At 71.9% G+C, this 25,376-nt stretch carries 22 protein-coding genes; 11 read left to right on the forward strand and 11 right to left on the reverse strand.

All coding sequences use genetic code 11. The features are described from left to right. Positions 1–2: 2 nt before the first annotated feature. The 9 genes from ACFWBB_RS00645 to ACFWBB_RS00685 form a co-directional block, all read right to left on the reverse strand. Entirely contained in the window at positions 3–1,367 is a 1,365-nt protein-coding gene (locus tag ACFWBB_RS00645; protein ID WP_385264927.1) for an aldehyde dehydrogenase family protein, read from the reverse strand. Positions 1,368–1,400: 33 nt separating this feature from the next. Further along, positions 1,401–1,676, reverse strand: coding sequence for an acyl carrier protein (locus ACFWBB_RS00650; RefSeq protein ID WP_385264931.1), 276 nt, complete (start codon positions 1,674–1,676; stop codon positions 1,401–1,403). After that, positions 1,673–3,316: a class I adenylate-forming enzyme family protein gene (locus ACFWBB_RS00655; RefSeq protein WP_385264934.1), complete on the reverse strand. Its 1,644-nt coding sequence runs from the start codon at positions 3,314–3,316 to the stop codon at positions 1,673–1,675. Before ACFWBB_RS00655 ends, ACFWBB_RS00650 begins: the two co-directional genes overlap by 4 nt. 3 nt (positions 3,317–3,319) lie before the next feature. After that, a complete protein-coding gene (locus tag ACFWBB_RS00660) occupies positions 3,320–4,018 on the reverse strand; it encodes a cupin domain-containing protein (RefSeq protein ID WP_385264935.1) in 699 nt (232 codons plus the stop codon). Between the two features lie 77 nt (positions 4,019–4,095). Beyond that, a complete protein-coding gene (locus ACFWBB_RS00665; RefSeq protein ID WP_385264938.1) occupies positions 4,096–5,223 on the reverse strand; it encodes an SIS domain-containing protein in 1,128 nt (375 codons plus the stop codon). Continuing rightward, a complete protein-coding gene (locus tag ACFWBB_RS00670) occupies positions 5,220–6,029 on the reverse strand; it encodes a BtpA/SgcQ family protein (RefSeq protein WP_385264940.1) in 810 nt (269 codons plus the stop codon). Before ACFWBB_RS00670 ends, ACFWBB_RS00665 begins: the two co-directional genes overlap by 4 nt. Beyond that, complete coding sequence (locus tag ACFWBB_RS00675; protein ID WP_385264943.1) at positions 6,026–7,537, reverse strand: pyridoxal phosphate-dependent aminotransferase; 1,512 nt, start codon at positions 7,535–7,537, stop codon at positions 6,026–6,028. The genes ACFWBB_RS00670 and ACFWBB_RS00675 overlap by 4 nt, the downstream gene beginning before the upstream one ends. A 130-nt stretch (positions 7,538–7,667) precedes the next feature. Next, a complete protein-coding gene (locus ACFWBB_RS00680; RefSeq protein ID WP_385264946.1) occupies positions 7,668–8,525 on the reverse strand; it encodes a TauD/TfdA family dioxygenase in 858 nt (285 codons plus the stop codon). Positions 8,526–8,609: 84 nt separating this feature from the next. Beyond that, positions 8,610–9,854, reverse strand: a complete 1,245-nt coding sequence (locus ACFWBB_RS00685; protein ID WP_385264949.1) for an MFS transporter — start codon at positions 9,852–9,854, stop codon at positions 8,610–8,612. 119 nt (positions 9,855–9,973) lie between these two features. Between ACFWBB_RS00685 and ACFWBB_RS00690 the strand changes: the two genes are divergently transcribed. From ACFWBB_RS00690 to ACFWBB_RS00740, 11 genes are all read left to right on the forward strand, one after another. After that, positions 9,974–12,853: a class I tRNA ligase family protein gene (locus ACFWBB_RS00690; protein WP_385264951.1), complete on the forward strand. Its 2,880-nt coding sequence runs from the start codon at positions 9,974–9,976 to the stop codon at positions 12,851–12,853. Positions 12,854–12,869: 16 nt separating this feature from the next. After that, positions 12,870–14,477 (forward strand): amino acid adenylation domain-containing protein, encoded by a 1,608-nt coding sequence (locus tag ACFWBB_RS00695; RefSeq protein ID WP_385264954.1) that lies wholly within the window; start codon positions 12,870–12,872, stop codon positions 14,475–14,477. Further along, a complete protein-coding gene (locus ACFWBB_RS00700) occupies positions 14,467–15,531 on the forward strand; it encodes a GNAT family N-acetyltransferase (RefSeq protein WP_385264956.1) in 1,065 nt (354 codons plus the stop codon). Before ACFWBB_RS00695 ends, ACFWBB_RS00700 begins: the two co-directional genes overlap by 11 nt. 176 nt (positions 15,532–15,707) lie before the next feature. Next, a complete protein-coding gene (locus tag ACFWBB_RS00705; RefSeq protein WP_385264959.1) occupies positions 15,708–16,091 on the forward strand; it encodes an NUDIX domain-containing protein in 384 nt (127 codons plus the stop codon). 171 nt (positions 16,092–16,262) lie between these two features. After that, the gene (locus tag ACFWBB_RS00710; RefSeq protein WP_385264962.1) at positions 16,263–17,318 is read left to right on the forward strand and encodes a response regulator transcription factor; all 1,056 of its coding nucleotides are present in this window, start codon (positions 16,263–16,265) and stop codon (positions 17,316–17,318) included. A 137-nt stretch (positions 17,319–17,455) separates the two neighbouring features. Beyond that, positions 17,456–17,992, forward strand: coding sequence for a hypothetical protein (locus tag ACFWBB_RS00715; RefSeq protein ID WP_385264964.1), 537 nt, complete (start codon positions 17,456–17,458; stop codon positions 17,990–17,992). Between the two features lie 165 nt (positions 17,993–18,157). Beyond that, positions 18,158–18,367 carry a hypothetical protein gene (locus ACFWBB_RS00720; protein ID WP_385264966.1) on the forward strand — a complete coding sequence of 70 codons (210 nt, stop codon included), beginning with the start codon at positions 18,158–18,160 and terminating at the stop codon, positions 18,365–18,367. A gap of 31 nt (positions 18,368–18,398) precedes the next feature. After that, positions 18,399–18,659: a response regulator transcription factor gene (locus tag ACFWBB_RS00725; protein ID WP_385264969.1), complete on the forward strand. Its 261-nt coding sequence runs from the start codon at positions 18,399–18,401 to the stop codon at positions 18,657–18,659. A 6-nt stretch (positions 18,660–18,665) separates the two neighbouring features. Then, on the forward strand, positions 18,666–20,156 hold the full coding sequence (locus ACFWBB_RS00730; protein WP_385264971.1) for a BTAD domain-containing putative transcriptional regulator: 1,491 nt from the start codon (positions 18,666–18,668) through the stop codon (positions 20,154–20,156). Between the two features lie 268 nt (positions 20,157–20,424). Next, positions 20,425–21,033: a flavin reductase family protein gene (locus ACFWBB_RS00735; protein WP_385264974.1), complete on the forward strand. Its 609-nt coding sequence runs from the start codon at positions 20,425–20,427 to the stop codon at positions 21,031–21,033. Between the two features lie 72 nt (positions 21,034–21,105). Then, positions 21,106–21,459, forward strand: a complete 354-nt coding sequence (locus ACFWBB_RS00740; RefSeq protein ID WP_385264977.1) for a hypothetical protein — start codon at positions 21,106–21,108, stop codon at positions 21,457–21,459. Between the two features lie 48 nt (positions 21,460–21,507). On the opposite strand, the gene ACFWBB_RS00745 is transcribed toward ACFWBB_RS00740, so the two are convergent. Together ACFWBB_RS00745 and ACFWBB_RS00750 are read right to left on the reverse strand one after the other, a co-directional pair. Further along, positions 21,508–22,494 (reverse strand): helix-turn-helix domain-containing protein, encoded by a 987-nt coding sequence (locus ACFWBB_RS00745; RefSeq protein ID WP_385264979.1) that lies wholly within the window; start codon positions 22,492–22,494, stop codon positions 21,508–21,510. Between the two features lie 309 nt (positions 22,495–22,803). Further along, the gene (locus ACFWBB_RS00750) at positions 22,804–25,059 is read right to left on the reverse strand and encodes an ATP-binding protein (protein WP_385264982.1); all 2,256 of its coding nucleotides are present in this window, start codon (positions 25,057–25,059) and stop codon (positions 22,804–22,806) included. Positions 25,060–25,376: the final 317 nt, after the last annotated feature.

Below are 25,376 nucleotides of genomic sequence, written 5' to 3' on the forward strand. Positions count from 1 at the left end.
CTTCAGCGCTCCCCGATACGGACGGTGACGGTCTTGGGGCGCTGGTACTCCGTCAGCGCGAGCACACTCATGTCCGTACCGTGTCCCGAACTGCCGCGGCCGCCGTGGGGCAGCTCTGCGGTCTGGTCCAGATGGCAGTTGATCCATACCTCGCCGGCGTTCAGCTCACCGGCCAGGGCCAGTACGGTGGCCGTGTCGGAGCCCCATACGCTCGCGGCGAGGGCCTGCGGCACGGAGTTGGCGAGCGCCAGGGCCTCCTCTACGCCGTCCGCCATCTGCACCGTGAGCACGGGTCCGAAGACCTCTTCGACCACCGCGGGGTCGTCGGGCGCGAGATCGGCCAGAACGCGTCCGGGCCGCCAGTGACCGCCTTCCTCCCCCGGCGCCGGGGCGAGGCCCGCGACATGGTCGACGCCCGCCGAGCTGCTCTCGAGGATGCGGTCGTAGCGGGCTGCCTGGTCGGCGTTGTTGAGCGGCCCGAAGTCGGCTCCGGCGCGCCGGTTGGCCATCGCCTTGGCCAGCCCCTCGACGACCCGGTCGTGGTTCTGCCGCACAGTGATCACTCTGGCCGGGGCGGCGCAGCTCTGGCCGGCGTTGTAGGTGGCGGCCCCCACCAGTGCGTCACAGGTGTCGTCGGGGGCGTCCGGCAGCACCAGGGCGGGACAGTTGCCGCCGAGTTCCAGGCTGAGCCGGCGCAGTCCCGCTCGCGCGGCGACGTCCTGGCCCCCCACCACGCTGCCGGTGAACGCCACGGCGTCGACGCCGCCGGTGACCAGCAGGCGGCCTGTGTCGCGGTCGCCGGGCACGGTCAGCAGCACGTCGCGGCCGAGTGTCTCGGCGGCGTCCCTGGCCAGCAGGAGCGCGGTGTCCGGGGTGGTGAGAGCGGGCTTGAGGATGACGGCGTTGCCGGCGGCGATCGCCGGGCCGATGCGCCACGCCGCCATCATCAGGGGGTAGTTCCAGGGCACGATTGCGGCGACGACCCCCAGGGGTTCCCACCGTACCCAGCTCTCGCGGCCGTGCATGAGCCGGCCGGCGGCCGGCGCGGTGCCGGTCCGCAGCGCTCCGGCGTAGAACCGCAGCAGATCGGCGCAGCTCTCGACCTCGCCGTGTGCTTCAGCCATGGGCTTTCCGGTGCCGGCCCGTTCGGCCTGTGCGTACTCGGCGGACCGTTCCTCGATGAGGTCCGCGAACCGGAGCAGGCGCCTGGCCCGGTCGCGGGGGGTGAGGCCGGCCCAGGCGGGTTGGGCCGCGCGGGCCGCCGCCACGGCCGCGCCGGTCTGCTGTTCGCGGCCGACGGCGACGGACAGCCGCTCCGTTCCGGTGCGTGGGTCGGTCAGGGCGATCGTGGGGTGGGTCTGTGACATGGCCAACTCCTCTGTCTCCGTTGTCTGTCCCGGTCAGGTCCGCGGGGTGGCCGTCACGGTGTCGGCGGACAGCTTGGCGGCCACGAAGTCCGCGATGGCGTTCACCGACCGGAAGCGGTCCCGATCGAGGTCGCCGGCCGTCACGCCGATGCCGAAGGTCTTCTCCAGGGCCGCGAACAGGTGCAGGAAGCCGACGGAGTCGAGCAGGCCGGCCTCGATCAGTTCGGTGTCCCGGCCCGGCACGTCGATGTGCAGTTCCTCTCTGAAGATCCGCGCGACGCGGCCGGCGATGGGTGTCGTCTCAGTCACTGGGTGCTCCTGCTGGGCGGGACGGTTTCGGGACGCGGAGGCAGTGCGGTGATCCGTGCGGCGAGTTCACGGCGGATCACCTTTCCCGTGGCGGTCCTCGGGATCGCCTCGAGGACGAGAATCCGGCTGGGCCGGCAGGTGGGCCGGAAGGCACGTGACAGTGCGTCGCGCGCCTGGCCCACCGCGTCGGCGCCGGGCATCGGTACGACGGCCGCCACGACCTCCTCACCGAGGAAACGATGCGGCAGCGCCACGGACGCGGCGTCGCGGAGCCTCGGCACGGCCCGCAGCACTCGGTCCACCTCGTCCAGGGAGACGGCCTCACCGCCCACCTTGGCGATGTTCTTGATCCTTCCGGTGACGACCACGAACGGCCTTCCGGTGTCGGGGTCGACGATCTCCGTGCCCAGGTCCTGAGAGTGGAACCATCCACCGGCGAAGGCTTCGGCCGTGGCCTGCTCGTTGCCCTGGTAGCGGGTCATCACGTTGTGCCCGCGCACGCAGATCTCGCCTTCCTCCCCCGGCGCCGCCCGCTCTCCCCGCGCGGTGAGCACCGCGACCTCGTTGCCGTACAGGGCTGTACCGATGGACGGGATGTCGGCGTCCAGAAGCAGACGCCGGTAGGAATCCTCGGAGAGGTCGGGCGGAAGTGTCGTGGAGAAGTTCACCGTCTCGGTGAGCCCGTAACCCTGGAGCACGCGGGCCCCGGTCCGCTCCCGTACGGCTCGTGCGGTGCGCGCGGTGAGGGGTGCGGCCGCGGACACGAAGTAGTCGAAACCGGCGGGCAGGCCGGGGCGCCGCCAGGTCTCCGCGAGGGCCTCCAGGACGCTGGGGACGACGCTCGCGATCCGCGGCCGGAAACGCTCGGCCAGCCGCGGGTAGCGCAACGGGTCGAAACCGGGGGCGAGCATGACGTGCGCGCCGGCGGCGAGGACGCCGAGCACGGTGAAGTGCAGTCCGTTGACGTGCTGGATGGGCAGGCAGCCGAGCACCCGGTCCCCCGCGCGCAGCTTGTGGTGGCGGCGCAGGGCCTCCGCGTTGACCGCGGCGGCGTAGTGCGACTGGGCCACCAGTTTGCCCGCCGCGGTCGATCCGGAGGTGGCGAAGAACAGGGCATCGTCGGCGGGGTCGCACCGGGTGCCGGGCGGCGGGGCGACCCGCTTGTCCAGGGTGTGCGGATCGGGCAGCGCAACGGCCTCCGGCAGGGCGTCCGCCGCGACGGCGGCGGGCCGCAGGATCAGGTCGGCCCCGGCCGCCGATGCCTGCTCCCGCCGGCGGCCTGCGGGGTCCTGCGGGTTGAGCAGGAGCAGGGGGGAGCCGGCCCGCAGCACCGCGAGGACGGCCAGGACCGACGCCGCGTCGTTGACCGGTGCCAGGGCCACGGTGCGACCGGGCGGGACGGCCGGCTCGCGGCGCAGCCATCCCGCCAGCCGCCGGCTCAGCGCGTCGGCCTCGCCGTAGGTGAGCGTGACGGTGTCCCCGTCGGGCGTCGGTGTGGTGAGGAACGGTGCGTCCGGCCGTACCCGGGCGTGGTGGTCGAGGCGGGACAGCACCGTCGGCCAGGGCGTCAGCGGCTCGGTGAGGGGCTTGCCCAGGTAGGTGTGGGCACGGTCGAAGTCGGTGGGGGCCGGTGGCGTCACGGTTCACCCGAACCGGTGCGGGGAGTGCGGGCAGCCCTTCGCCGCGAGCTCCTCGCCGCTGGAGGCCCGGATGTCGCAGAGCCGGCAGGTGATGTCGCCCAGGTCGCCGAGGAGGGCGGTGTACGCGGTCAGCTCCTGCCGCTCGGGGCTGTCCAGGTGCTCGTGCGGGGCGCCCACGGACAGGATCATGTGGTCGGTGACCGCGCCGACGGCGTGGGTGACGGCGCCCTCGACCATGTAGACCTGGCCCGGGCGGGTTTCCACGATCTCCCCGGCGACGGTGATGGTGCCGGTGCCGGCCAGGACGAACAGCAAGTGGTCTCCGGGGTGGGTGTGCGGGGCGAAGCCGCTCCGGGCGGGGATGTGCAGGATGTCGGCCCCCATGTGCCCGCTGGACAGCAGGGACCGTCCGGTGGCGTCGGCGGTCTTCGACACCCGGGTGGGGCCGGGGGCGACGTCGATGCCCAGTTGCTGGGTGGTGCCGTCCAGGCCGAGGTCGGCGGCCCAGTCGCAGATCAGCAGGGGTGCGGAGCGGGTGCCGGGTTCCTCGGGGCGGGGGACCGCGGCGGATTTCGCGAGGCCGAGGACCGACAGCAGTTCCACCGCCTTGGCCTCTCGTTCGGCGGGGGTGCGGCTGTGCAGTTCCTCGGTCAGGGCTTCGATGACCTGCTCGGTGGGCAGGCCGTGCGTCGTCTCGCTCACGGTGGTCCTTCGGGTCGTGGTCGATATCGGTGGGGCCGGGGGCACTCGCGCCGGCCGGCCTGTGGCACAGCCCGCGGCTACGGCGGCGAGGGCCGGCCGGCCGCGAACGGTGTCCGGTCGAGGCGTTGTGCGAGATGGCAGGCGAGGGGGGCGGCGTAGAGGTGGTAGAGCAGCGGGGAGAACTCCTCCCGCACCTGTCCGTGTACGGGAAGTTCCGCCCAGCTCTCGGAGGCACCGGGGAGGTCTTCCGCGGGAGCGACGGCGACGACCCGCCGTCCCAGGACGGCGGCCTGCCGTACGACCTGGCCGGCGTGGCGGGACGACTGTCCGGGCGGTGCCACGACGAAGACCGGCATGTCGCTCGGGCGGGCGAACCGCTCGACGTGACACCACTCCTCCAGATCCTGCCCGGCGGCGAACACCGCGGAGGTCTCGATCACCTTGGCGGCGCTGTAGAGGGCGGTTCCGTAGGAGGGCCCGCTGCCGAGCACGGCCAGTACCGGGGCGTCGGCGATGCGGTCGGCGAGCTCCCGGCACGGTCCGCCGACGGCGCGGACGGTCTCTTCCACCGCCCCGGCGAGTCCGGCAAGTTCACCCCGCAGGGCGTCGGCCCGGTCCAGGTCGAGCCGTCCCCGCGCCTGTCCCAGCCGGACCGCGATCAGCAGGGCGCCGAGCAGGCTGGCCTGGTAGGTGCGCACGCCGGGTGACGGCTCCTGGCCGGGCAGGCCGACCAGGAGGGAGGCGTCGGCGGCCTCGGTGAGCGGACTCGCGGGCGTCGCGGTGACGGCGACCACGGTCGCCCCCGCCCGGCGTGCCTGCTGGGCCGCCCGGACGACGAGCGGGGTGCGGCCGGAGGCGGAGAGGGCGATCGTGAGCACGGTGTGCGGCGGGCGGGACGCTTCCGGCGGCGGATAGTGGGTGAAGGGCAGCGCGCTCACCGGGCGGCAGTCCACCCCCGCCAGCGACGCGAAGGCCAACTCGACGGCGCGGGCGGCATGGTAGGAGTCCCCGTCCCCTACGACGACCACGGACTCCGTCCGAGCCAGGCGCGCGAGGGGCAGCAGCGAACGCACCTGCTCGTCGAAGGCGCCGGCGTGCGTGCGGATGTCGTCGGCGAGGGCCTCCGCCTGGCGCAGCATCACCTCGGGGCGCGGTGCGATCGCCCGCACCGCGGGCCGGCCCCGGCCCGGTACGGAATCGGTCATTGTTCCGCGCCCCGGACGATGTCGACGTAACGGCGTACGCGGTCGACGTCGATCGTGCCGCCCCAGCCGCCGCTCTCCAGACACGTGCCCACGAACGCCCCGTCCGCTGCGGCGAGCAGCCGCGCGGCGTTGTCGTGGTTGGTGTGGCCCGCCAGGATGACCGGCAGACCGGGCGCCGCGTCACGGACGGACGCGATCATCTCCAGCGCCGTGCGCTCGTCCGGATGCGACAGCGACACCGCGTCGGCCCCGGCGTTGCGGGCGGCGCGTGCCACCTCCGCCGTGGTCTTGTCCCCGCCGAACCATCTGAAGTGCATGGAGTCGACGTCCGCGACGACGCCGACGCCCTCGGCACCGATGGAGCGGCGGTACGTCATCACCTCCAGTGGATCGGGACGCACCATGCCGTGGGCGGTGAGGGTCTGTCCCACCAGGGCACCCGCCCGGATGAAGTCGCCCCCGGCGACGCGCGCCACCGCGAGGGACGCCTTGCTGGCGTTGCGCATGAGCTGCACGCCGACGCGGAACCGCTCGCCCGTCGCGTCGGCCACGGCACGTGTGATCAGCCCCATGGCCACGGTGCGCGCCGGGTCGGACTCGTCGGCGACGCTGTAGACACGGTCCACCGTCTGGATGAGGCATCCGTCCGCGCCGCCCTCGTACAGGGCCCGCGCGGAGGCGACCGCGGTGTCCAGGATGCGGGGAAGGGTGCCGGTCTCATGGAAGGGGGTGCCGGGCAGGGGGGCCAGATGCACCATGCCGAGGACCAGTTTGTGGCCGCCGCCCGGTGTCGTCCATGTGCTCATGAGTCCCTGCCTCGGTCGAGAGTGGTCGTCAGCGGGCTTGCCGCGGCGCTGAGATGGGCGCCCAGCCGGTCGAAGGCGGGGGCCAGCTCCTCCCAGGGGCGCGCTGTGGTCACCCGCATCACCGCGCCGGAGAATCCGAAGGTGAGGATGCCCGGGAAGAGGGACACCCCGGTCTCCCGCAGGATGTCGCGGAAGCAGCGGTAGGAGTCGTCCCAGCCGGGCAGCTCCACGGTCGTGTTGATGGAGAAGCGCGGTGGCAGCACGCGCGCGGGCAGCTCGGCGAGGCGGACGGTGGTCGCGTCACGCAGCGTCGTGAGATCCTCGGTCCGCCGGAGCCGCTCCGTGCGGTAGCCGCGGTAGGCATGGCGCAGTCGGTCAAGGCCGAGTCCGTAGGACTCCTCGAACTCCTTGAGTTCGGCGGGTCCGGGGGTGTCCACCCCGGTGATGAGCCACCGCTCCATACGGGCCAGCACTTCGACGACCGTGTAGAAGAACGAGGACGGTCCGCCGAACGACGAGGACGCGTGCTCGTGGTACTCGGCGATGAAGGCCGGGTCGGCGAGGAACCAGCCGACCTTCACCCCCGGGGCCGACCAGGTCTTGGAGAGGCTGGAGACGCGCACCACGTTGGACGCGGCGCGGGCGGAGGACCGCTGCTCGTAGGTCCCGAGCCATTCGTGGCACTCGTCGAGCATGATGACCGTGGAGGGAGAGGCGGCCCGGATCAGTCGCGCGAGCGCCTCCTCCGGCACGGCGGCACCGGTGGGGTTGCCCACGGTCTGCAGCAGCACCAGCGGGGTGTCGGGGGTGAGGGCGGCGATGAGCGGTTCGAGGGAGGTGAGGCCGTTCTCGCTCGGCAGCGGCACCAGACGTGTGTCGTGCCGACGGGCAACCGTCTCCACCAGCGGCGGATAGTTGGGTATCGCGCACAGCGCGGGGGACGCGGCGGGCGTACGGTCGTGCAGCAGGAAGTCCGCCAGGCTGCTGACCGCGAAGGTGCCGCCCATGGTCATGGCCACGTGTTCCGGGCCGTAGCGAACGCCGGCGACCCTGGCGTTCTCGTAGGCGGCGATCGCCTCGCGCACCGGGGCGCGGCCCCGCAGGTCGGAGTAGCCGTACCAGTCGCGGTCGAGGGCGTAGCGGATGCATTCCTTGAGGCTCTGCGGCAGCCCCCACCGTTCCTCCTCCACGGAGCCGCTGGAGAGGATGTAGCGGGCGCTGTCCCTGAGGTCGCCGTAGAGGTCGTCGCGGAAGTACCAGTTGAACAGTTCCTTGACGAACCGGACCGTCGCCCTGGAGCGCAGTACCTCGTCCGGCTGGACCGAGCGCAGACGGCGGCTGTCCCGCCAACGCTCGGCGAGCGCCTGGTGCCGGGCGTGGCCGCCCAGTTCGTGCTCCACGCGCCCCAGCCAAAGGTCGCGCAGTTCCATGGGGTTGTCGGGTTCCCGTGCCCGGGCGTAGACGTCGAGGACGCGTTCGTCGACGTGGGTGGCGAACGTGTTCGTCATGCCGCCGGGACTCGGCGCGCGCGCCGCTGTCTCCCTGGCGTGGTGCGGCACGTGCGAAGGTCGGGGGCTCGGGACGGAATCGAAGAGTCTCATCGGCTTCTCGCGTAGAGGGGCGGTGAGCATGGCCGGGTCAGCGGATACGGAGGCGCTTGAGGTGCCGCTGCCTGCGCGGCGGCGCCACCGGGCCGGCTGTTCTGCCGTGGAGGTAGTAGGTGTTGTCGATCACGACGAGGAGTCCCCGGCGCCACCGCACTCCCGCCGCCTGTTCGGGCTCGTACATGGCGGTCAGCAGTTCACGCAGAGCCGCGTTGACCGACTCCGCGTCGGTGTCGTCCCCGGAGTGCGTCCACTGGAGCTCCTGGCCGAGGAAGTCACGGAAGGAGAGCACCCAGTGGCCGTCGACGCGTCGGGCGATCGGCGGGACCTCGGGGCGGTCGCGGTAGCGGGTGTGCGACAGCAGCTCCAGCGTGCGCGGCGCCAGCCTGCGCGCCACCTCCTGCATGGGGACGAGCACCGTGACGGCGTGTTCCGCGTCGTCGCCGGGGTCGACGCACATCAGCACGATGTACCGGGGTTGCTTCGCCAGCGCGGTACCGCTGCTCTCCGAGTGCAGGGAGAGCGGGTTCCTGGCGAAGGGCTGCAACGACATGTCCGCCGTGGGCGCGTGCTCGCTGCGGAGGTTGAGGACGATGCCGTCCTCGACGTAGTGCAGCACCGCGGGGTCCGTCTCCGGAATCGCCGTGCCCAGGTAGTCACCGAGGGCGAGGAACCGGTCGTGGGCCAGCGGCGCGTCCAGTTGGACGGCGGCCAGTCCCCGGTGCCACAGCTGCTCGCTCACCTCCCGGTGCAGGGTGTCGCTCTCGGCGGGTCCGTGGTCCTGAGTGTGTGACACGTCCGGGCCGGGCAGGCGGGTTCCGCCGCCCAGCAGCACCTCTCGTGCGGCGACGTGCGGGTCTGACGGTGACGCGCGGAAGCTCCCGTGGGTCACGGCCTCCCGCGTCCTCGGAGCGGCTCCGGGTGAGGGGGGCGCGTTCCGGGCTCCCGGGCTTGCGTGGGTGGGCTGTTCCATTGCCTACTCCTTGGGTCGGTGGGTCAGCCCGCCGGGGGTCATGGCCGCCGCGAGGCGGTCCCGCTCGGCCCGGGCGACGACCGGCCTCAGGGCAAGGCCGGCCGCGACGAACAGCACCGCCGGAACCAGCCAGCCCAGGGCCCCGCCCTCGATGACGACGACGGTCAGAAAGGTGGGGGCGATCATCATCGCCACGGCGTAGCCGGTGAAGAAGAAGCCTTGGTACTGGCCTTGCCGATGGGCGGGGGCGAGGCCGAACCCGATGGTCCACGCCGCCGCCGAGAAGATCATCTCCCCGTAGGCGTGGACGCCTCCGGCCAGTACGAGGAACACCGCCGAGAGCAGCGCGGTGTGTGTGGAAGAGGCCGCGAAGAGGAGACACGCCGCGGCCAGCACGAACCCGGCCAGTCCGATCGCGCGTACCGCGTGGGTCAGGTCCGGTACGCCCTTGGCGATCCGTACCTGGAAGGTGACCACGCTGATCGTGTTGAGCAGGAACAGGACGGTCACCATCCACCGTGGGGCGTCCGTGTGACGGGCGATCCACAGGGGGATCACCAGCTCCAGGAGCACGGCGTGCAGCGCCAGAACAGCGCTGAGGGCGGTGACCAGGACGAAGGGACGGTCGCGCAGGACGGCCAGCCGGGGTTCTCCCGCCGCTTTCGGGCTCGGCGGGATGGGAGGCAGAGCGGTCATCACCAGGCCCGACAGCAGGAAGCCCGCGGCGTCCAGGACGAGGACGGTGCGCAGCGCCGCCGGGGAACCCACTTGCAGTGCCACACCGGCGAGGCCGGCGCCCACCGCCAGCCCCACATTGGTGACGGACCGCAGATAGGCCCGGGTGGCCACCAGGTCCGTGCCGCTCAGCGTGCCCGCGATGGCCGCCTGGAGGGCCGCCCGGCTGCCCCGCTCCAGCACGATGAAGGCGCTGGCCGCGAGGAGGAACTGGGCGAAGGTGCCGACGAAGAGGTATCCGGCGGCCGCCGCCCCGTTCAGGGCGACCAGTATCGCGGTGGTCCCGCGCGGCCCCTTGCGGTCCGCGAGGTGCCCGAGCGGTATGCCCGCGAACAGGCCCACCGCTCCGGCGATGGTGAGACCCAGCCCCCATTGCGCGACGGACAGACCTGCGACGGTGGTGAAATACAGGGCCGAGCACGTCATGAACGCGCCCTGGCCCATGGTCATGAGCAGCGTGGCGACAGCCAGGACGCGGCCCGGTCCCGGGACGGGAAGAATTCGACTCAGCACGGCGAACAAGCTAACGGCGGCCATGGAATTGCCGGGGAACCCCGACGGCACCGGGCGAATTCGCCGCGATTCCCGGCCAATTACCCGGCACTTCCGACTCGATTGTTAACGTGCGCCCCATGCACGGGTTCTTGAATGCCCCTTCCGCCTGGGCCGGCACGGCACCCGCCCATATGCCCATCGCCGACCTCGAATCCGAAGTCCTCCAGTACTGGGAGAACAACGACATCGTTCGGGAGGCGATCGAACCGAGACCTGCGGGAAGCACCGACTTCACCGTCTACGACGGCCCTCCGTGCGCCATCGGAGTGCCTCATTTCGGGCACCTTCTCGCCGGGTACGTGAAGGACGTCGTACCGCGCTACCAGACCATGCGGGGCCGGTATGTGGAGCGTCGTTTCGGATGGACGTCGCACGGGCTCCCGGTGGAAATGGAAGCGGAGAAGGAACTGGGTATCCGCACCAAGTCCGATGTCGACGAGATCGGCATCGAGAGGTTCAACGACGTCTGCCGCAAGGCCATCGCGCGGCACACCGGGGAGTGGCAGGAGTACATCAGGCGCCAGGCCCGCTGGGTCGACTTCGACAAGGACGTGAGGACCCATGACCTGAACTACATGGAGAGCGTCCTGTGGGCCTTCAAGCGCCTGTGGGACCAGGGACTCGTCCACCATGGCGACTCGGTGTCCTGGTACTGCGGGCGGTGCGAGGCCCCGGTGTCCAAGTCCGAGGTGAGCGGGCGGCTCGACGGCAACGACACCAAGCGCCCGGTCCCCGGCACCACCGCGGTGGTGGGCATCCCGCTGGACGGCGGCGAGCTGCTCCTCGTCGAGACGGACACGCCCTGGGCGCTGCCCGGCACCGCCGCCGTGGCCGTCCGTCCGGACGCGGACTACGCGTTGCTGGAGAGCCCCGGCGGCCGGCGCTATTTCCTGTCGTACGCCCGTGTCGACGCCTACCGGGACTGTGCGCCGGGGCGGATCACCGCCGTCGTCAAGGGCGCCGAACTCGTGGGGCGGTCCTATCGGCCCCTGTTCGACGTCCGCGGGGCCGGTCAGGGGGCCCATGTGGTCATCGGGGCGCACCATGTGGACGCGCACCAGGGCACCGGCGCCCTGGCGGTCACCCCCTGCTTCAGCGAGCGCGACCACGCCGTGGCGGGATCCGCCGGCATCACCGGCCCCCGACCGGCCGACAGCCGCGGCAGGTACACCGACGACGCCCCGCTGTGCGCGGGCCTGTCCGTGCTGGACGCGGCGCTTCCCGTCGTCACCGCTCTCGAGGAGCGGGAACTCCTGCTGAGACGGCGCCGGCACACGCTGCCCCGGCCGCACTGCCGAAGGTGCGGCACGACGCTGGTCGAACAGTCCCTGCCTACTTGGTTCCTGGGTGTGACCCGGATCCGCGAGCGGATGCTGGAACTCAATCAGGAGATCTCCTGGCGGCCGGAGCACATACGCGAGGGGCAGTACGGAGACTGGGTGAGGAACGCCCGCGACTGGAACATCTCACGGAACCTCTTCTGGGGTACGCCGATTCCCGTCTGGATTTCCGACGACCCGGCCTTCCCGCGCATCGACGTGTACGGGTCCCTCGACGAACTGGAAAAGGACTTCGGCGTCCGGCCCGGGGATCTGCACCGCCCCTTCATCGACACCCTCACCCGCCCGAACCCCGACGACCCCTCCGGCCGGGCCGTCATGCGCCGTGTCCCCGAAGTGCTGGACAACTGGTTCGAGACCGCGTGTTTCCCCTTCGCGCAGGTCCACTATCCCTTCGAGCGCACGGAATGGTTCGAGCAGAACTTCCCGGGGGACTTCACCTCGGAGTACTACCCGCAGGTCCGGAACTGGTTCTATTACCTCAACGTCGTCTCCACCGCACTCTTCGACCGTCCGGCCTTCCGGCACTGCACCGTACTCGGCGTGGTTCTCGGCGACGACGGACAGGCGATGTCCAAGGCGCGCGGCAACTACCTCGATGTCAACGAGGTGTTCGCCCGGCACGGGTCCGACGCGCTGCGCTGGTACCTGATGAGTTCGAAACTGCTGCGCGCGCAGGACGTCGCCGTCTCGGCGGCCGGCAGCCGAGAGGCCCTGCGCAAGGTGGTGCTGCCGCTCTGGAACGCCTGGCGCCTCCTCACCTTGTGCGACGCCTCCGCCCCGGTCGCGGGGCAGGCCCCGGCACGGCCCCGGCACGTCCTGGACCGCTATCTGCTGGCGACGACGCGCGCCCTGATCCCGACGGTCACCGCCGCGATGGACAGCCATGACTTCGCGAAGGCGTGCACGGTGCTGCGGCACCAGGCGGACCTGCTCGCCAACACCTGCATCCGGTTCACCCGCGCCCGTCTCACCGCCGGCGACAGCGAAGCGATCGCGGCCCTGCGCACCGCCCTGGAACTGCTGTGCCGGCTGATGGCACCGCTGCTGCCCCTGGTCACCGAGCGGATCTGGTGCGGACTGACCGGTGGCCGTACCGTCCACGCGGCGCCCTGGCCCGTCGAGGACGAACTTCCGGCGGACGAGGGGCTGGTGCCCGCCGTCAGCCGGGTGCTGCACATCGCGGCCACGGCGCTCGGCGCCCTCCCGCGGGAGGAACTGCGCACCGGACGTCTCGTCGTCGTCGCCCGGGACGCCGCCGCGTTGCGCCCGTACCGTGCGTTGCTGCTGGAGCTGACGGAAGCGCCGGACGTGACGTTCACCGCGGACGTGTCGGCGTACGGCCGGATACGGCTGAGCGTGTTGCCGCACGTGGCCGGGGTGCGGCTGGGCCGCGCCACCCGCGAGCTGGTGCGGGCGGCGAGAGCCGGGCAGTGGGTGCGCGACGCCAGCGGCGGCGTTTCCGTGGCAGGGACACGCCTGCGTGACGGGGAGTACGAGGAGACCGTCGCCGCGCGAGTCCCCGGCGCCCTCGCTCTGCCGGACGGATCGGCCCTGCTGTTCGTGGAACGGCCCGCCGCCGACCCCGTGCCCGTGGGAACGCGCACACCATCGTAACCAGGAAGGAATGCCCATGAGTCGCCTGGAGAGATCCGTCAGTTCCCAGGCTGCCGAGACCCCCGGGTCGGTAGCCGTCGTCTGCGCCGACGAACGCCTCACCTACCTCGAACTCGACGAGCGGTCCAACCGGCTGGCCCGGGCGCTGCGTGCCCGCGGCTTCCGCCCGGGTGATCGCGCCGCCCTGCTGGCGCCGAAGAACGCCCGTGCGATCGTGTCCGTACTCGGGGTGCTCAAGGCCGGTGGCGTGTGTGTCCCCATGGACACGGGGTCACCGGTCGAACGGCTGCTCAGCATCGTCCGGCGCACCGGCCCGTGCTGGCTGCTGGCCGGCGACGTACGCACCGAGCTGCTCCCGGAACTGCTCGCCGGCGTCACGTCCGACGTCGTGACGGGGCTGTGCCTCCCCGAGGGCACGTACGAGGACGCGGCGCATCGGCCCGTGGTGGACGCGGCGGCGGTGGCCTCCGCCTCTTCCGCCCCGCTGGGTCCCGGGGCGGACGACTCCGCGATCGCCTACATCCTTTTCACCTCGGGGTCCTCGGGGGAACCCAAGGGTGTGTCACTCACCCACCGGTCGATCGGCCACTTCGTGCGGTGGGCGAACACCCACTTCGGGATGTCCGCCGACGACAGGGTGGCCTGTCACCTGCAACTGCACTTCGACTTCACTCTGTGGGACGTCTACGGCGCGCTGACCTGCGGAGCCCAGCTCCACCTGGTGCCGCCGGCGGCCGGTCTCCTCCCCTCGACCCTGGCGGACTTTCTGCGGACGTCCCGGGTGACGCACTGGAACACCGTGCCGTCGGTGCTGTCGGCGATGGCACGATACGACGTTCTGTCGTCGCGTCCCCTGCCCGACCTGCGGCGCATCGTGTGGGGCGGGGAGGTGTTCCCACCCCGCGACGCCCTGCACTGGCAGCAGATGCTCCCGGACGCACAGCTCACCGGGGTGTACGGCACCACGGAGACGGCGATCGCCAGCACTTACCACACGCTCGACGCCGCGCCCTGCGAGAAGACGCCGCTGCCGATCGGCACGATCATTCCCGGAGAGTCGGTCACGATCGTCGACAAGGACCTCGCTGCGCTGCCCCAGGGGGCTGTCGGCGAGATCGTCATCGGCGGTACCGGTGTCGGGCCCGGGTACTGGAACGACCCCGAGCGGACGGCGTCCGCCTTCGTCGAGTTTCCGCCGGGGTCGGGTCACCGGGCCTACCGCACCGGTGACCTCGGATCACAGGACGCGCACGGCGTCTTCCACTTCCATGGTCGCGCCGACCGGCAGGTCAAGGTCAACGGCTATCGCATCGAACTCGACGAGGTCATGACCGCGCTCAACACCGTGCCGGGGGTGGCCGCGGGCGTGATCGTCGCCGTGCCGGGCGACACCGGGCAGCCGCGCATCTGCGCGGCGTACTGCCTCACCCCCGGCACCGACCTCTCCCCGGTCGAACTGCAGGCGGCACTGGCGCACAAGGTGCCGTCCTACATGCTTCCGGTCTCATGGGCGGAGGCCGACCCGATGCCGGTCAGCCCCAACGGAAAGATCGACATACGAGCCCTTCAGGGGCGTTTCGCAGCGCAGGAAGAAGCAGGAGAAGGAGATCGCCGTGACGGTTGAGCGGCTTGCGCCCGACATCACCATCGGCTCGTACAGGGCGGAGGACCTGGCGGACGTGGTCGTCTTCCAGGATTCGCTGTGGTTCGGCGGTACGGAGGGGAACACCCGGTACTTCCACTGGAAGTACCGCGACAACCCGTACCTGGACCACCGCTACATCGTCGTCGCCCGCCAACGGGGCGAGATCGTCGGCATGATCGGTGTCTTCGGCTCACTCTGGGAACACGAGGGCCGCACCTACATGTTGCCGTGCCTCACCGACACCATCGTCTCGCTGGAGCACCGCGGTGGACCTCTCTTCCTGGCGATGACCGACGAGGTGGCGAAGCGGCTGGAGGCGGACGGGGTGCCGTGGCTGCTGGACTTCGGAGACCAGTACGCCACACCGGCGATGATCATGGCCGGGTGGACCCAGATAGGCCCCTGGGGGCAGGCGGTCCTCATGCGCGAGACGGCGCTGTTCGAGGAGGACAGCCCCTGGTCCCGGCTTCCCGCGGCACGTGGTGCGCGTTCGGGGGAGGTGGTGCGGGCGGTTTCCGCGCCGGACGCGGAGGCGATGGCCGGCCTCGTCCGTCGGCTGCCGCACAGTTCCGGCATAAAGGTGGCACGCAACGCGGACTACTTCCGGTGGAGAGCGGCCAATCCGCTCGCCCGCTACTTCCACCTCGAAGTGGGTGACGACGAGCTGCGGGGTTTCCTCATCGGTCACCGGGCCGCCGTCGACACGGACGACGGCCATACCCCCACCACCATCGTCGACTGCGAGGCCACGACCGACGACATCTTCGCCGACCTCGCCGCTTTCGCCCTGGAACACCTGCCGGGCAGGGAACTGCTGATGTGGACGCGCGACCTCAGCCCTGAGCGGGTCGGGATCCTCCGGGACCTCGGGACCGGTTTCCAGGAACCCGCTCTCCGCTTCACCGATGACCTGTTCCTGCCGAATCTGGTGGTCCGCGAGACCGGAGCCGGGCCGTGCGCACCCGCACCGGAGCTCATGCGCACACCGGACTTCTGGCATGTGTACGGAGTGTCCGGAAGAGCCTGGCGGTAGGCCCACCCGGCGGCGCGTGTGCTGCCGTACGACGAGAGGGCGGAAACCCCATGGGGTACACACGCGGACGCCGTGTCACACACTGTCCGTACTGCGGAGCACCCTGCGCCGAAGGGGCCGGATGGCCGAGGGACTGCCCCGGTTGCGGGGAGACCCAGTGGCACAACCCCCTGCCGGTGGCCATCGCCCTCCAGCCGGTGGCCACCGCGTCCGGCCGGCTGGGCGCGGTCGCGGTGCGCAGGGGGATCGAGCCCGCGCTGGGCCGGCTGGCGCTGCCCGGCGGCTATGTGGAGGTGGGCGAGACCTGGCAGGAAGGCGCCGTACGGGAGCTCCGGGAGGAGACGGGGCTGGTGGCCGATCCGGGCCGGGTCCGCCTCTTCGACGTGCGCTCCACGGGGGACACCCTGGAGGTCTTCGCTCTGCTGCCGGTGCGCGAGGCGGGGAGCCTGCCCGAGGCGGTGCCGCAGCCCGAGACCACCGGCTGGCAGGTGCTCGACACTCCGGGTGAGCTCGCCTTCGCCGGTCACGCGGCGGCGCTGGCCAGGCTGCTGTCCGAGTGAACCTCCGGGTGACGGCGATCATCTACCACGCGAGGGTGCTTCTCACCGCACTCCCCGGTAGAGAGAAGGAAGCAAGATGCTGTTGAGAGACCGACTGCCAGGCGTTGCACCCTCGTCCGACGGTTTGTCGGCGCTCCCTTCCCACCCTTGCCGCGCACGCGAGGGGTGTTCGTGAACCTGCCTCGGCAAGCCGACTCCCGCAGCGCCTCGTACCTCAGTGAGAGCGAAGTGCTGGTCTATTCCTACGCGCTGAAACACCAGCAGGTGGACCGGAGACGGCCGGCCGTCCAGGCCGAGCTCGAACTGTCCGAGGAGCAACTGGACGCGGTGGTCGGGAGACTGAAGGAACTGGGTCTGCTGCGCCCCCATCCGCAGGACCCCGCGCTCCTGCTGCCGGTCGACCCGGACCTTGCCGCCGCCGCGCTCTCCGCCCCGATCCAGGAGTCCCTGCAGGAACAGCGGCGCCAGCTGAACCAGATCAGTGTCGAATTCGACCGGCTGCGCACGCGTTTCCTCGAAGGCAGGCGCCATCACCTGGGAAGCATCGAGGCCGTCTCGCATCTGGACGAGGTCCGCGCCGCCCTGAACCGTGCCTCCAACGAGTGCCGGCGGGAGGTCCTGAGCAGCCAGCCCGGCGGCAGGCGGGCGCCGGAAGTACTGCATGAGGCGATGAGCCGTGACACGGCGTTGCTCGCCCGGGGAGTGGGCATGCGCACGATCTACCACCACACGGCCCGGTTCAACGCGCCCAGCCAGGCATACGTGGCGGTGCTGTCCGGCATGGGCGCCGAGTACCGGACCGTCCACGATCCGTTCGGCCGGCTGATCGTCTTCGACCGGGAAGTGGCGTTCATCCCGGACGGGGAGGGCGGTCTGGGGGCGGTCATCGTGCGGGAGCCGTCCATCGTGGGCTATCTCTGCTCGGTGTTCGAGAACGAGTGGGCCCACGCCCGGCCCTTCTCGGACGCCGCCGTCGACGGCCTGGAATCGGTCGCCAAAGAGCTGGACGGAACGATCCTCCGATTACTGGCGGCGGGCCACAAGGACGAGACGATCGGCCGCAGGCTGGGCATGTCGCTGCGCACCACGCGCAAGCACGTAGCCGACATCATGGACACCCTCGGCGCGGTGAGCCGGTTCCAGGCCGGAGTCCTCGCCGCCCAGGCCGGACTGCTGGACCAGGAGGAGGACGGGCCGGACACCGACGCCCCGAAGACGGCCCGGTAGCCAGGGGCCCCTTCGCAGTTGTCACGCCTTCGCGGGACCGGGAAGGCGTGACTGGTGGACCGGTTCCCCCAACGGTGAGGATGCAAGGTGTTTCCACTGCGGTCACGCGAAGCGATCCGGACAACGAAGGACAGTGGGTGTCCGCAACGGACTGGGAACTCCTCCTCCGCGACGTGGCGCTGTGCCTGTCGGCGTATCAGGACCGGAGCCCCGCGGTGGTCTGGCCCGAACACGCCCACGCCGTCCTCCCCGTCCTGCACGGCACCGCGTACGGCGACGACGTCGATCGCGGCGAGGCGGACACCGACTGGCAGCCCGCGCCCCACGGGACGGGCGCGCACCGGCTGGCCGTCGGCCTCGGCCACCTGATGGGCTACGCCGTCGACGCCTTCACGCGCGTGCTGCCCGCCGGGAAGGCACTCGTCGTCGAGTGCTTCGGCGCCGACATCCTGATCCTGCCCCTGCGCGGCGGGGTGCGCTGCCGCATCGAGCCTCCGGGCCGACGGGACGCTGAACACCAGGGCGGCCAACACCGCGATGCCGAACGCCAGGGCGTCGAACTGCGGTTGCGTGCGGGGGAGATCCTCTACGCCCCCGCGAGCCACACCTGCGCACTCTCCGGCGCCAGCCCCCCCTGCCCACTGCTGCTTCTCGTGCTCCACGCCACCCCCTGAACCCGGCACCCGCAGCAATGCCCGGATGCTTTCCTTTCGCCCCTTACGGCCACCCCTCGCTTTGCTGCCCGGCATGTTGGTGAGCAGAGCGGCGCATGGTGCGTGATCCACTCCAGGACCATCATCGAGACATCAGCCCCAACGGACTTCACCGGAGCCCCACACATGAAGACGTCCTCCCGTTTCGCCGCCGTACCCGTGATCGCCGCGATGGCCCTCGGCCTCGTCCTGAGCGCGGCCCCGCAGCCGACCGAGGTCCGGGCCGCGGCCCCGCGGGCCACACACGTCCGCACCGCCTCCATGGACGGCGCGGCCCTGATCAGCACCGGCGACACGCCCTCGGGCAACGGCGACACGGGCTGGGGACGCAGGTAGGCAACCGTCGACCGTCAGGCCGCTCACCGTCATGAGGTCGTCCGACCGTCATCCGCTGAACGCGCTGAGCGACCGCGAACGCGAGGTACTGGCCTGCGTCCTGGAAGGCCACACCTACCACTCCGCGGCGCGTCTGCTGGGGCTCAGTCCGCACACCGTCGACACGTACATGCGTCGCGTCCGGGCCAAGACAGGGATCACCAATCGCATGCAACTCCTGCTGCTCGCGATGACCGAAGCGCCCGGCGAGACCACTGACGAACACGGGGACACGCATCCAGACAGAAGGTGAGGTTCCGTGGAGTTCCAGTTGCTCGGCCCCCTGACGGTGATCGACGACGGGGTGCCGGTGCCCTTGGGCGGAGTGATCAAACGGGGCGCCCTCGCCCATCTGCTCATCCATGCCAACAGCGTGGTGCCCACGAGCAGGCTGCTGGCCGCTCTGTGGCCCGGCGGCACCCCGCTCACCGCCAGGAAGATGCTGCAGAACGCGGTACGGGACCTGCGCCAGACCCTGTCGTCCGGCGCCGGCCCCGGCCACACCTCCGGCGGGCAAGTGGCGCTGACGACCGACGCCCCGGGTTACCGGCTCCGCGTCTCCGCCGAGGCGATCGACCTGTTCCGCTTCCGCCGGGCGGTGGAACGCGGACACGCCGAGGTGGCGGCCGGGTCCTACGAGTCCGCGGCCCGCGTACTGCGGGAGGGCCTCGGGCTGTGGCGGGGAGCCGCCCTCGCCGATCTCGTCGAGGCCGGTCTGCCCTGGCCGGAGCTGACCGCATGGGAGAACACCCGCCTCAACGCCCTGGAGGACCTCTTCGAGGCCGAGCTGGCGCGCGGCCGCCACCAGACGGTCCTCGGTGAACTGCAGGCCGCCGCCGCCGCCGCACCGACGCGGGAGCGGCTGAGCTGTCAGCTCATGCTGGCCCTGTACCGCTGCGGCCGGCAGACCGACGCGCTCGCCGCCTACCGCCACATCCGGGCCGAGCTGATCGAGCGGTACGGTCTCGAACCAACCCCTGGCATGCGGAAGTTGGAGCAGGCGATCCTCGAACACGCGCCGGAACTCGACCCGCCGCGCCGCCCCGAGCCGAGCCGTACGGCGCCCTCGCCCAGGACCGACGGCACCCGCCCGGCACCTGCCCCGGCCCGTGCCGGCCTCACCGCTGTCCGCGAGCAGGCCGCCACCCACCCCCGCCGCGTCGGCGAGTTCACCACGGAGCACAGACGCATCAGCCTCGTGTGGGTGCGTTACGCCCTGGAAGGCCAGGGGCACGACCCGTTGAGCGTCCAGAACGACCTGTGGGAGGCCGAGAAGGCCGTCCGAGAGGAAGGCGAACGGTTCGGCGGGACGGCAGGGCATGTGGCCGGGTCGGTCTTCTCGGTGCTGTTCGGCCACTCCGAGACGGGTGAGGACGACGCGGCCCGAGCGGTACGGGCGGCGTTCGCGATGCGTGACCGGCTCACCGCCCGTACCTGCGGACCCGGGCCCGTGGCCTCGGCCACGCAGGCGAGCCTCCATGTCGCCGTGGCCACCGGAGACGCCTACCTGCTGTTCCATGCCGGAGAGACGGACACCGCCCCGAGGGTGACGGGGGAGGTGGCGGACAGATGCTTCCGCCTGCTGGCGCTCGCCCCCCAGGGGCAGGTGCGGGTCTGCGAGGCCACCCGCCGGGCGAGCGAACCGGACATCGCCTACCAGGTCGGCCCGGAACCGCCCGACGGCTGGAAGGCGATCCGGGTCCGCAGACAACAGCGCGACACCGAGATGTCCCTGCGCGCCGCCCTTTGACGGCCCGGAACCGCCGGATCACACCCTCGAACCGCTGCCGTATCCGCCCGGGAGACGGGCCGTACCCGCCGATGGCATCTGGCCGCGTCGGGCCTGTGCGGGGACCTCGAAGTCGTACACGGGGACAGGCCGGTGGTGGTGGGCGTTGCTCTGTCGGCTCCAGGGTCCGGATCCTTCCGACACCCGGGACCTTCCTCGGCACTCACGGCTGCGCCATGCCGCTGACCTGGTGATATCGTCTGCGGCTCGGCGCGGGATACTGATCGGCATGCGCATCGACTTCGATCCCCGGGCCATGGACGTCAGTGAGTTCTACCGGCTGCTGACCGCAGTGGTGGTGCCCAGGCCGATCGCCTGGGTGTCGACCCTGGCGGCGGACGGCACGACCGCCAATCTCGCCCCGCACTCCTTCTTCACCGTCGCCTGCACCGATCCGCCGATCGTCCAGTTCACCTCCGTCGGGCGCAAGGACTCGCTGCGCAACGTCGAGGCCACGGGTGAGTTCGTGGTAAACTTCGCCTCCGAGCCGCTCTTCGAGCAGATCAACGCCACCGGCACCGACTTCCCCCCGGACGAGGGCGAGTTCGACGCGGTGGGCATCGAGCGGGAGCCGTCGCTGCGGGTGAGGCCGCCCCGCGTTGCCGCCTCGCCCGTGGCTCTGGAGTGCCGGCTGCACTCCACGCTCGGCATCGGTAACTCCACGCTGGTCCTCGGCGAGGTCGTGCACGCGGCCGTGCGCGGCGATGTCGTCGTCGACGGACACCCCGACATCCGGCGCCTGCGACCCCTGTCCCGGCTGGGCCGCAACGAGTGGGGCACCACCGGCGAAATCCACGACCGGGCCCGCATCGCCTACCGCGACTGGCCGCCGTCCTGACCCGTCCACTCCTATGATCGGAGCATGACGGATTCCAGTACGAGATCCGGAGCGAGGACAGTGGCGCGGGCCGTGACCACTGGCGCAGGCGCCGACGGTTCCTGGCGTTCGCTGTGGTCGAAGAACTCGGCGCTGTCGATCGGCTCCGTCGACTCGTTCCTCTCCATCGGCTCCGTGGGCAGTTCCCTTTCCATCGGCTCCGTCGGCAGTTTTCTGTCCTTGGGGTCCGTGGGCTCCGCCGTGTCCTTCGTCTCCGCGGGTTCCTGGCTCAGCGCGGGCTCGGTGCTGTCCGGCCACTCGACCGGCTCGGTACTGTCCTGGCGCTCCCGCGGCGGCATGTGCGCCGTCGGCGCGGGGGCGGTCACGATCGCCGGGACGGTGCTCCTGTGCACCCGGGCATCGGGCCGAAGCCGATCCTCGGGGTGACGTGAGCCGGTCCCGACCGTGCACGGGCCGACCGGTGGCCCGGCCGGGTCAACCGGTCGGGAGCAGCTCGTGCCGGGCCTCGCGCCATTCGCGTGGGGAGCGCCCGTACGCGGCGCGGAAGACCCGGCTGAAGTGGGCCGGGTTGGCGAATCCCCAGCGCTGGGCGACCGACGACACCGTGGGTGCCGTGGCGTGGGCCCGGTGCAGTTCCCTGGCGCACCGCTCCAGACGGCGCTGCTGGATCAGCCGGGCGACCGTGACGCCCTCGCCCTCGAACAGCCGGTGCAGATAGCGCACGGAGATGTGGTGCGCCGCCGCGACGGTCTGCGGGGAGAGGCCCGGCTCGGCGAGGTTGCGGTCGATGTGGTCGCGGACGCGCTGGACCAGGTGGTCTCCCTGGTTCGCCACGGGCGCCGCGCCGTCCCGTGTCCGCTCGTCGACCAGGGTGGCGAAGAGGTCCACGACACCCGTGGCCAGCCTGGCGGCGACGGCCGGGGCGCAGGGCGGGACCGAGGCGGTCAGCGAGGTCAGGAAGTTCACCAGCAGGGCGCCGAACCCCTCCCGCCCGGTGATCGCGGTCCCGGTCACCCGGCGCAGGTCCTCCTCCGTCAGGCCGAGCGCCCGCCGGGGCATGTGGACGACCCGGGTGGCGAAGCGCCGGGGGAAATCCAAGGAGTACGGCCGCCCGGTGTCGTAGACCGCGAGGTCGCCCTCGGCCACGAAGGCACGCCGGCCGTCCTGGATCAGGGTCGCCGTACCCGCCGTCTGGAGGCCGACCGCCACCTGGTCCACGGCCGGGGCCGCGGCTCCGCGGGCTCCGGTGAGATGCGCGGGTGTGCGGCTCACGCGTTGCGCGTCGGCCTCGATCGTGGAGATGCGCAGATATCCCAGCCGCTCGGTGGAGACCCGGCCGTCGAACGGGCCGTCGTGCCGAGCGGTGACGTTCATCGGCACCAGCGCCCTGCCCAGCGCGTCCCGCCAGTACGCGAGTCGCTCCGTGTCGGGAACCGAAGCAGTCGTCAGCACCAGGGCCACCTGGCCCTCCTTCCCACCTGTACGAAAACCGGCGGAGAGGGGCGGACGGCGGCCCGTCCTCCCCGCCCTCACCAGCCAAGCAGCACCTGCAGACGGGCTCCAGGCAGGAAGCAGGCAGAAACGTTCACGGCGCCGACCCGGGTCGTGTGCCGTGCGCTGTGAGAACAGTGCGGTGCGCTCCGGGACAAGACGCGGGGGAGTGCGCGGGGGCAGGATGGGCGGCACGGCCAGGGGCATCGCCCGTCGGCGGCGCGCACCGCCTCCGCCCCCGTCCCCGTGTCGCGGCGGACCGGGGACGAGGGTGCGGGGTCAGAGCGCGTCGAGGCCGGCGAGGAGGTCACGGGCCTGGTCGACGGAGCGCGGGTCGGCGTGGCCACCGAGCGAGACACAGCGCGCGAAGGCCGCGCGTGCCTGTTCCGGACGTCCGGCGGACCGCAACGCCCTGCCGAGGTGGACGAGCTGGCGGCTCTCCAGGGCGGTGTTGTCGCTCGCCCGGCAGATCGCCACGGCGGTGGTCAGCTGCTCCACCGCCTCCGTCCAGCGCTCCAGCTCGCCGAGGCTGCTGCCCAGGCCCGCGTGCAGCCCGATCCGGGTGACGTCGGCGATATGCGGTTCCAGCCGGTCGCTGACCTGCTCGAGGAAGGCGAGCGTGTCCTCGTAGAACGCGTGCGCCTCTCCCGTCAGGCCCTGTTTCTGCAGGACGATGGCCCGCCCGTGCCGGGCCTGGAGACCGCCGTGCAGATCGCCGACGGTTTCGAACAGGTCGGCGGCGCGGTGCATGTGGTCGGCGGCGGGGCCCAGTTCGTCGATCTGCTGAAGCGCCCAGCCACGGTACATATGGGCCCACGCCTGCTGGCCGGCGGCGTCCGCCCGTACCGCGGCGGTCAGGGCCTCGGCGGAGCGCAGCAGGCTGTCCTGGTGGCGGCGTTCGCACACGAGGAGCGCCCAGGCGTGATAGTTGAGCATGGTGGCTTCCACCGCCGGATCGCCCAGCGCCCGCGCGCAGCGGGCGGCCGTGCCGAAGACCTCCGGCCAGTGCCCCCAGAAGATCCACTGGTCGGAGAACCAGTGCAGGGCCTCGGCCACCTCCACCACGGTCGCGTGCTCACCGGCGGCCTCCGCCGCGCGCAGGGCGGCCAGCCAGTTGGCACCCTCCGCCTGAAGCCACGCGCGGGCCCGGCCCGCCGTCGACAGGTCCACCGTGCCCTGCCAGGCGGGTGGTGGAGCGCCGTGGCCCGGCTCGAACCAGCGGCCCGCGACCACCGCGGTCTCCAGCAGCCAGCGGAAGAGCGCCGCACGGGCCCGGTCCGCCTCCTGCCCGCTCTCCTCGGCCTCCAGGCGCGTGCGGGCGTACAGCCGCAGCAGGTCGTGCAGACGGTAGCGGTCCCCGTCCGTCCCCAGCAGGCCGGTCTCGACCAGCTCCTCCAGGGTGTCCTCGGCGTCGAACAGCGGCTGCCCGGTGAGCCGGGCGGCACCGGATGCCGCCGTGTCCTGGCCGGGGACCAGGGCGAGACGCCGGAACAGCCGGGCGGCGTCGGGAGTCAGCTGACGGTAGGAGAGGTCGAAGGCGGCGGCCACCCGCACGTCCCCGGCGGTCAGCGCGTCCAGCCGCCGCTCCTCGACGGCGAGGCGGTCCGCGAGCCTGCGGACGCTCCAACCGGTGCGGGTGGCAAGCCAGTTGCCCGCCACCCGCAGGGCGAGCGGAAGGTGTCCGCAGCGCTCGGCGACATCGCGCAGGGCGGCCGGATCGGCGGCGGCCCGATCGGTCCCGACGAGGGCGGCCAGGAGTTCGGCGGCCTCCGCCGGGCTCAGTTCACCGAGCGGCAGCCGGTGCACGCTGTCCAGCCCGGTCAGCATGCGACGGCTCGTCACCACCACCATGGCGGCGCCCGCGGCCGGCAGCAGCGGACGCACCTGCCCCTCGTCGCGCGCGTTGTCCAGGACCAGCAGACAGCGCCGCTCGGCCAACAGCTGCCGGTACAGCGCCGGATGACCCTGCGGCCCGGCCTGGGCCAGGTCCCGGTCGGCCACCTGAAGGGCCTTCAGCACCCGCAGCACGAGTTCGGCGGGAGCGGGCGGATCGTCGTCCGTGCCGCGCAGGTCGAGGACCAGCTGCCCGTGCGGAAACCGGTCGGCGAGACCGCGTGCCGCGTGCAGCGCCAGCGTCGTCTTGCCGGTGCCCGGCGGCCCGGACACCGCCACCACCACCGGCTGGGCGGCGGCCTCGTGCTCCGCGAGCGCCGCCAGCCGTGTCAACTCCCCTTCCCGGCCCACGAAGTCGTCGATGCCGCGCGGGAACGCCCGTACGCCCACCGGGCTGTACCCCGCACCGCGTCCGGCCCGCGCGGCCGTGAGCAGCCGCTCCCGCGATGCCTCCGCCAGGCCCAGACCGTCCGCGAGCGCGGCGACCGTGCGCCGCTGCGGCGCCGCCCGCCGACCGCGCTCCAGGTCCCCGATGCCCCGCACACTCACGCCGGACGCCTCGGCCAGCCCCTCGATGGTCTGCGACGCGGTCAGCCGAAACTCCCGCAGCAGCGCCCCGAACGCCGCCTGCTCCCCGCTCAACCCTGCCCCTTCACGTCGACATGCCCCTGCCGTCGCCCCCGAGCATGATCATCACAATTCTAGAAGAGCCGAGCCGCCCGGGCCCGCGCCGACCGGCATGCGGACGGGGCCCGCGCCGACCGGCATGCGGACGGGGCCCGCGCCGACCGGCATGCGGACGGGGCCCGCGCCGACCGGCATGCGGAGGGGGCCCGCCCTCGGTCCCGGTCGGGGCTCGCTCTCGGACTCGGACGGGGCTCGCCCTCGGTTTCTGACGCGGACCTCTCGTGGTCGCGGGCGGGGCCCGACCGCGGTCTCGGACGGCATTGTCAGTGGTC

It is taken from the genome of Streptomyces sp. NPDC060000, assembly GCF_042737375.1.
Taxonomy (GTDB): Bacteria; Actinomycetota; Actinomycetes; order Streptomycetales; family Streptomycetaceae; genus Streptomyces.

Bases quoted from the DNA above. Each gene is read 5' to 3' on its own strand.
- ACFWBB_RS00725 (WP_385264969.1), top strand. From the start codon at position 18,399: ATGAGGTCGTCCGACCGTCATCCGCTGAACGCGCTGAGCGACCGCGAA.
- ACFWBB_RS00645 (WP_385264927.1), bottom strand. From the start codon at position 1,367: ATGTCACAGACCCACCCCACGATCGCCCTGACCGACCCACGCACCGGA.
- ACFWBB_RS00690 (WP_385264951.1), top strand. From the start codon at position 9,974: ATGCACGGGTTCTTGAATGCCCCTTCCGCCTGGGCCGGCACGGCACCC.
- ACFWBB_RS00735 (WP_385264974.1), top strand. From the start codon at position 20,425: ATGCGCATCGACTTCGATCCCCGGGCCATGGACGTCAGTGAGTTCTAC.
- ACFWBB_RS00665 (WP_385264938.1), bottom strand. From the start codon at position 5,223: ATGACCGATTCCGTACCGGGCCGGGGCCGGCCCGCGGTGCGGGCGATC.
- ACFWBB_RS00670 (WP_385264940.1), bottom strand. From the start codon at position 6,029: ATGAGCACATGGACGACACCGGGCGGCGGCCACAAACTGGTCCTCGGC.
- ACFWBB_RS00675 (WP_385264943.1), bottom strand. From the start codon at position 7,537: ATGACGAACACGTTCGCCACCCACGTCGACGAACGCGTCCTCGACGTC.
- ACFWBB_RS00720 (WP_385264966.1), top strand. From the start codon at position 18,158: ATGAAGACGTCCTCCCGTTTCGCCGCCGTACCCGTGATCGCCGCGATG.
- ACFWBB_RS00695 (WP_385264954.1), top strand. From the start codon at position 12,870: ATGAGTCGCCTGGAGAGATCCGTCAGTTCCCAGGCTGCCGAGACCCCC.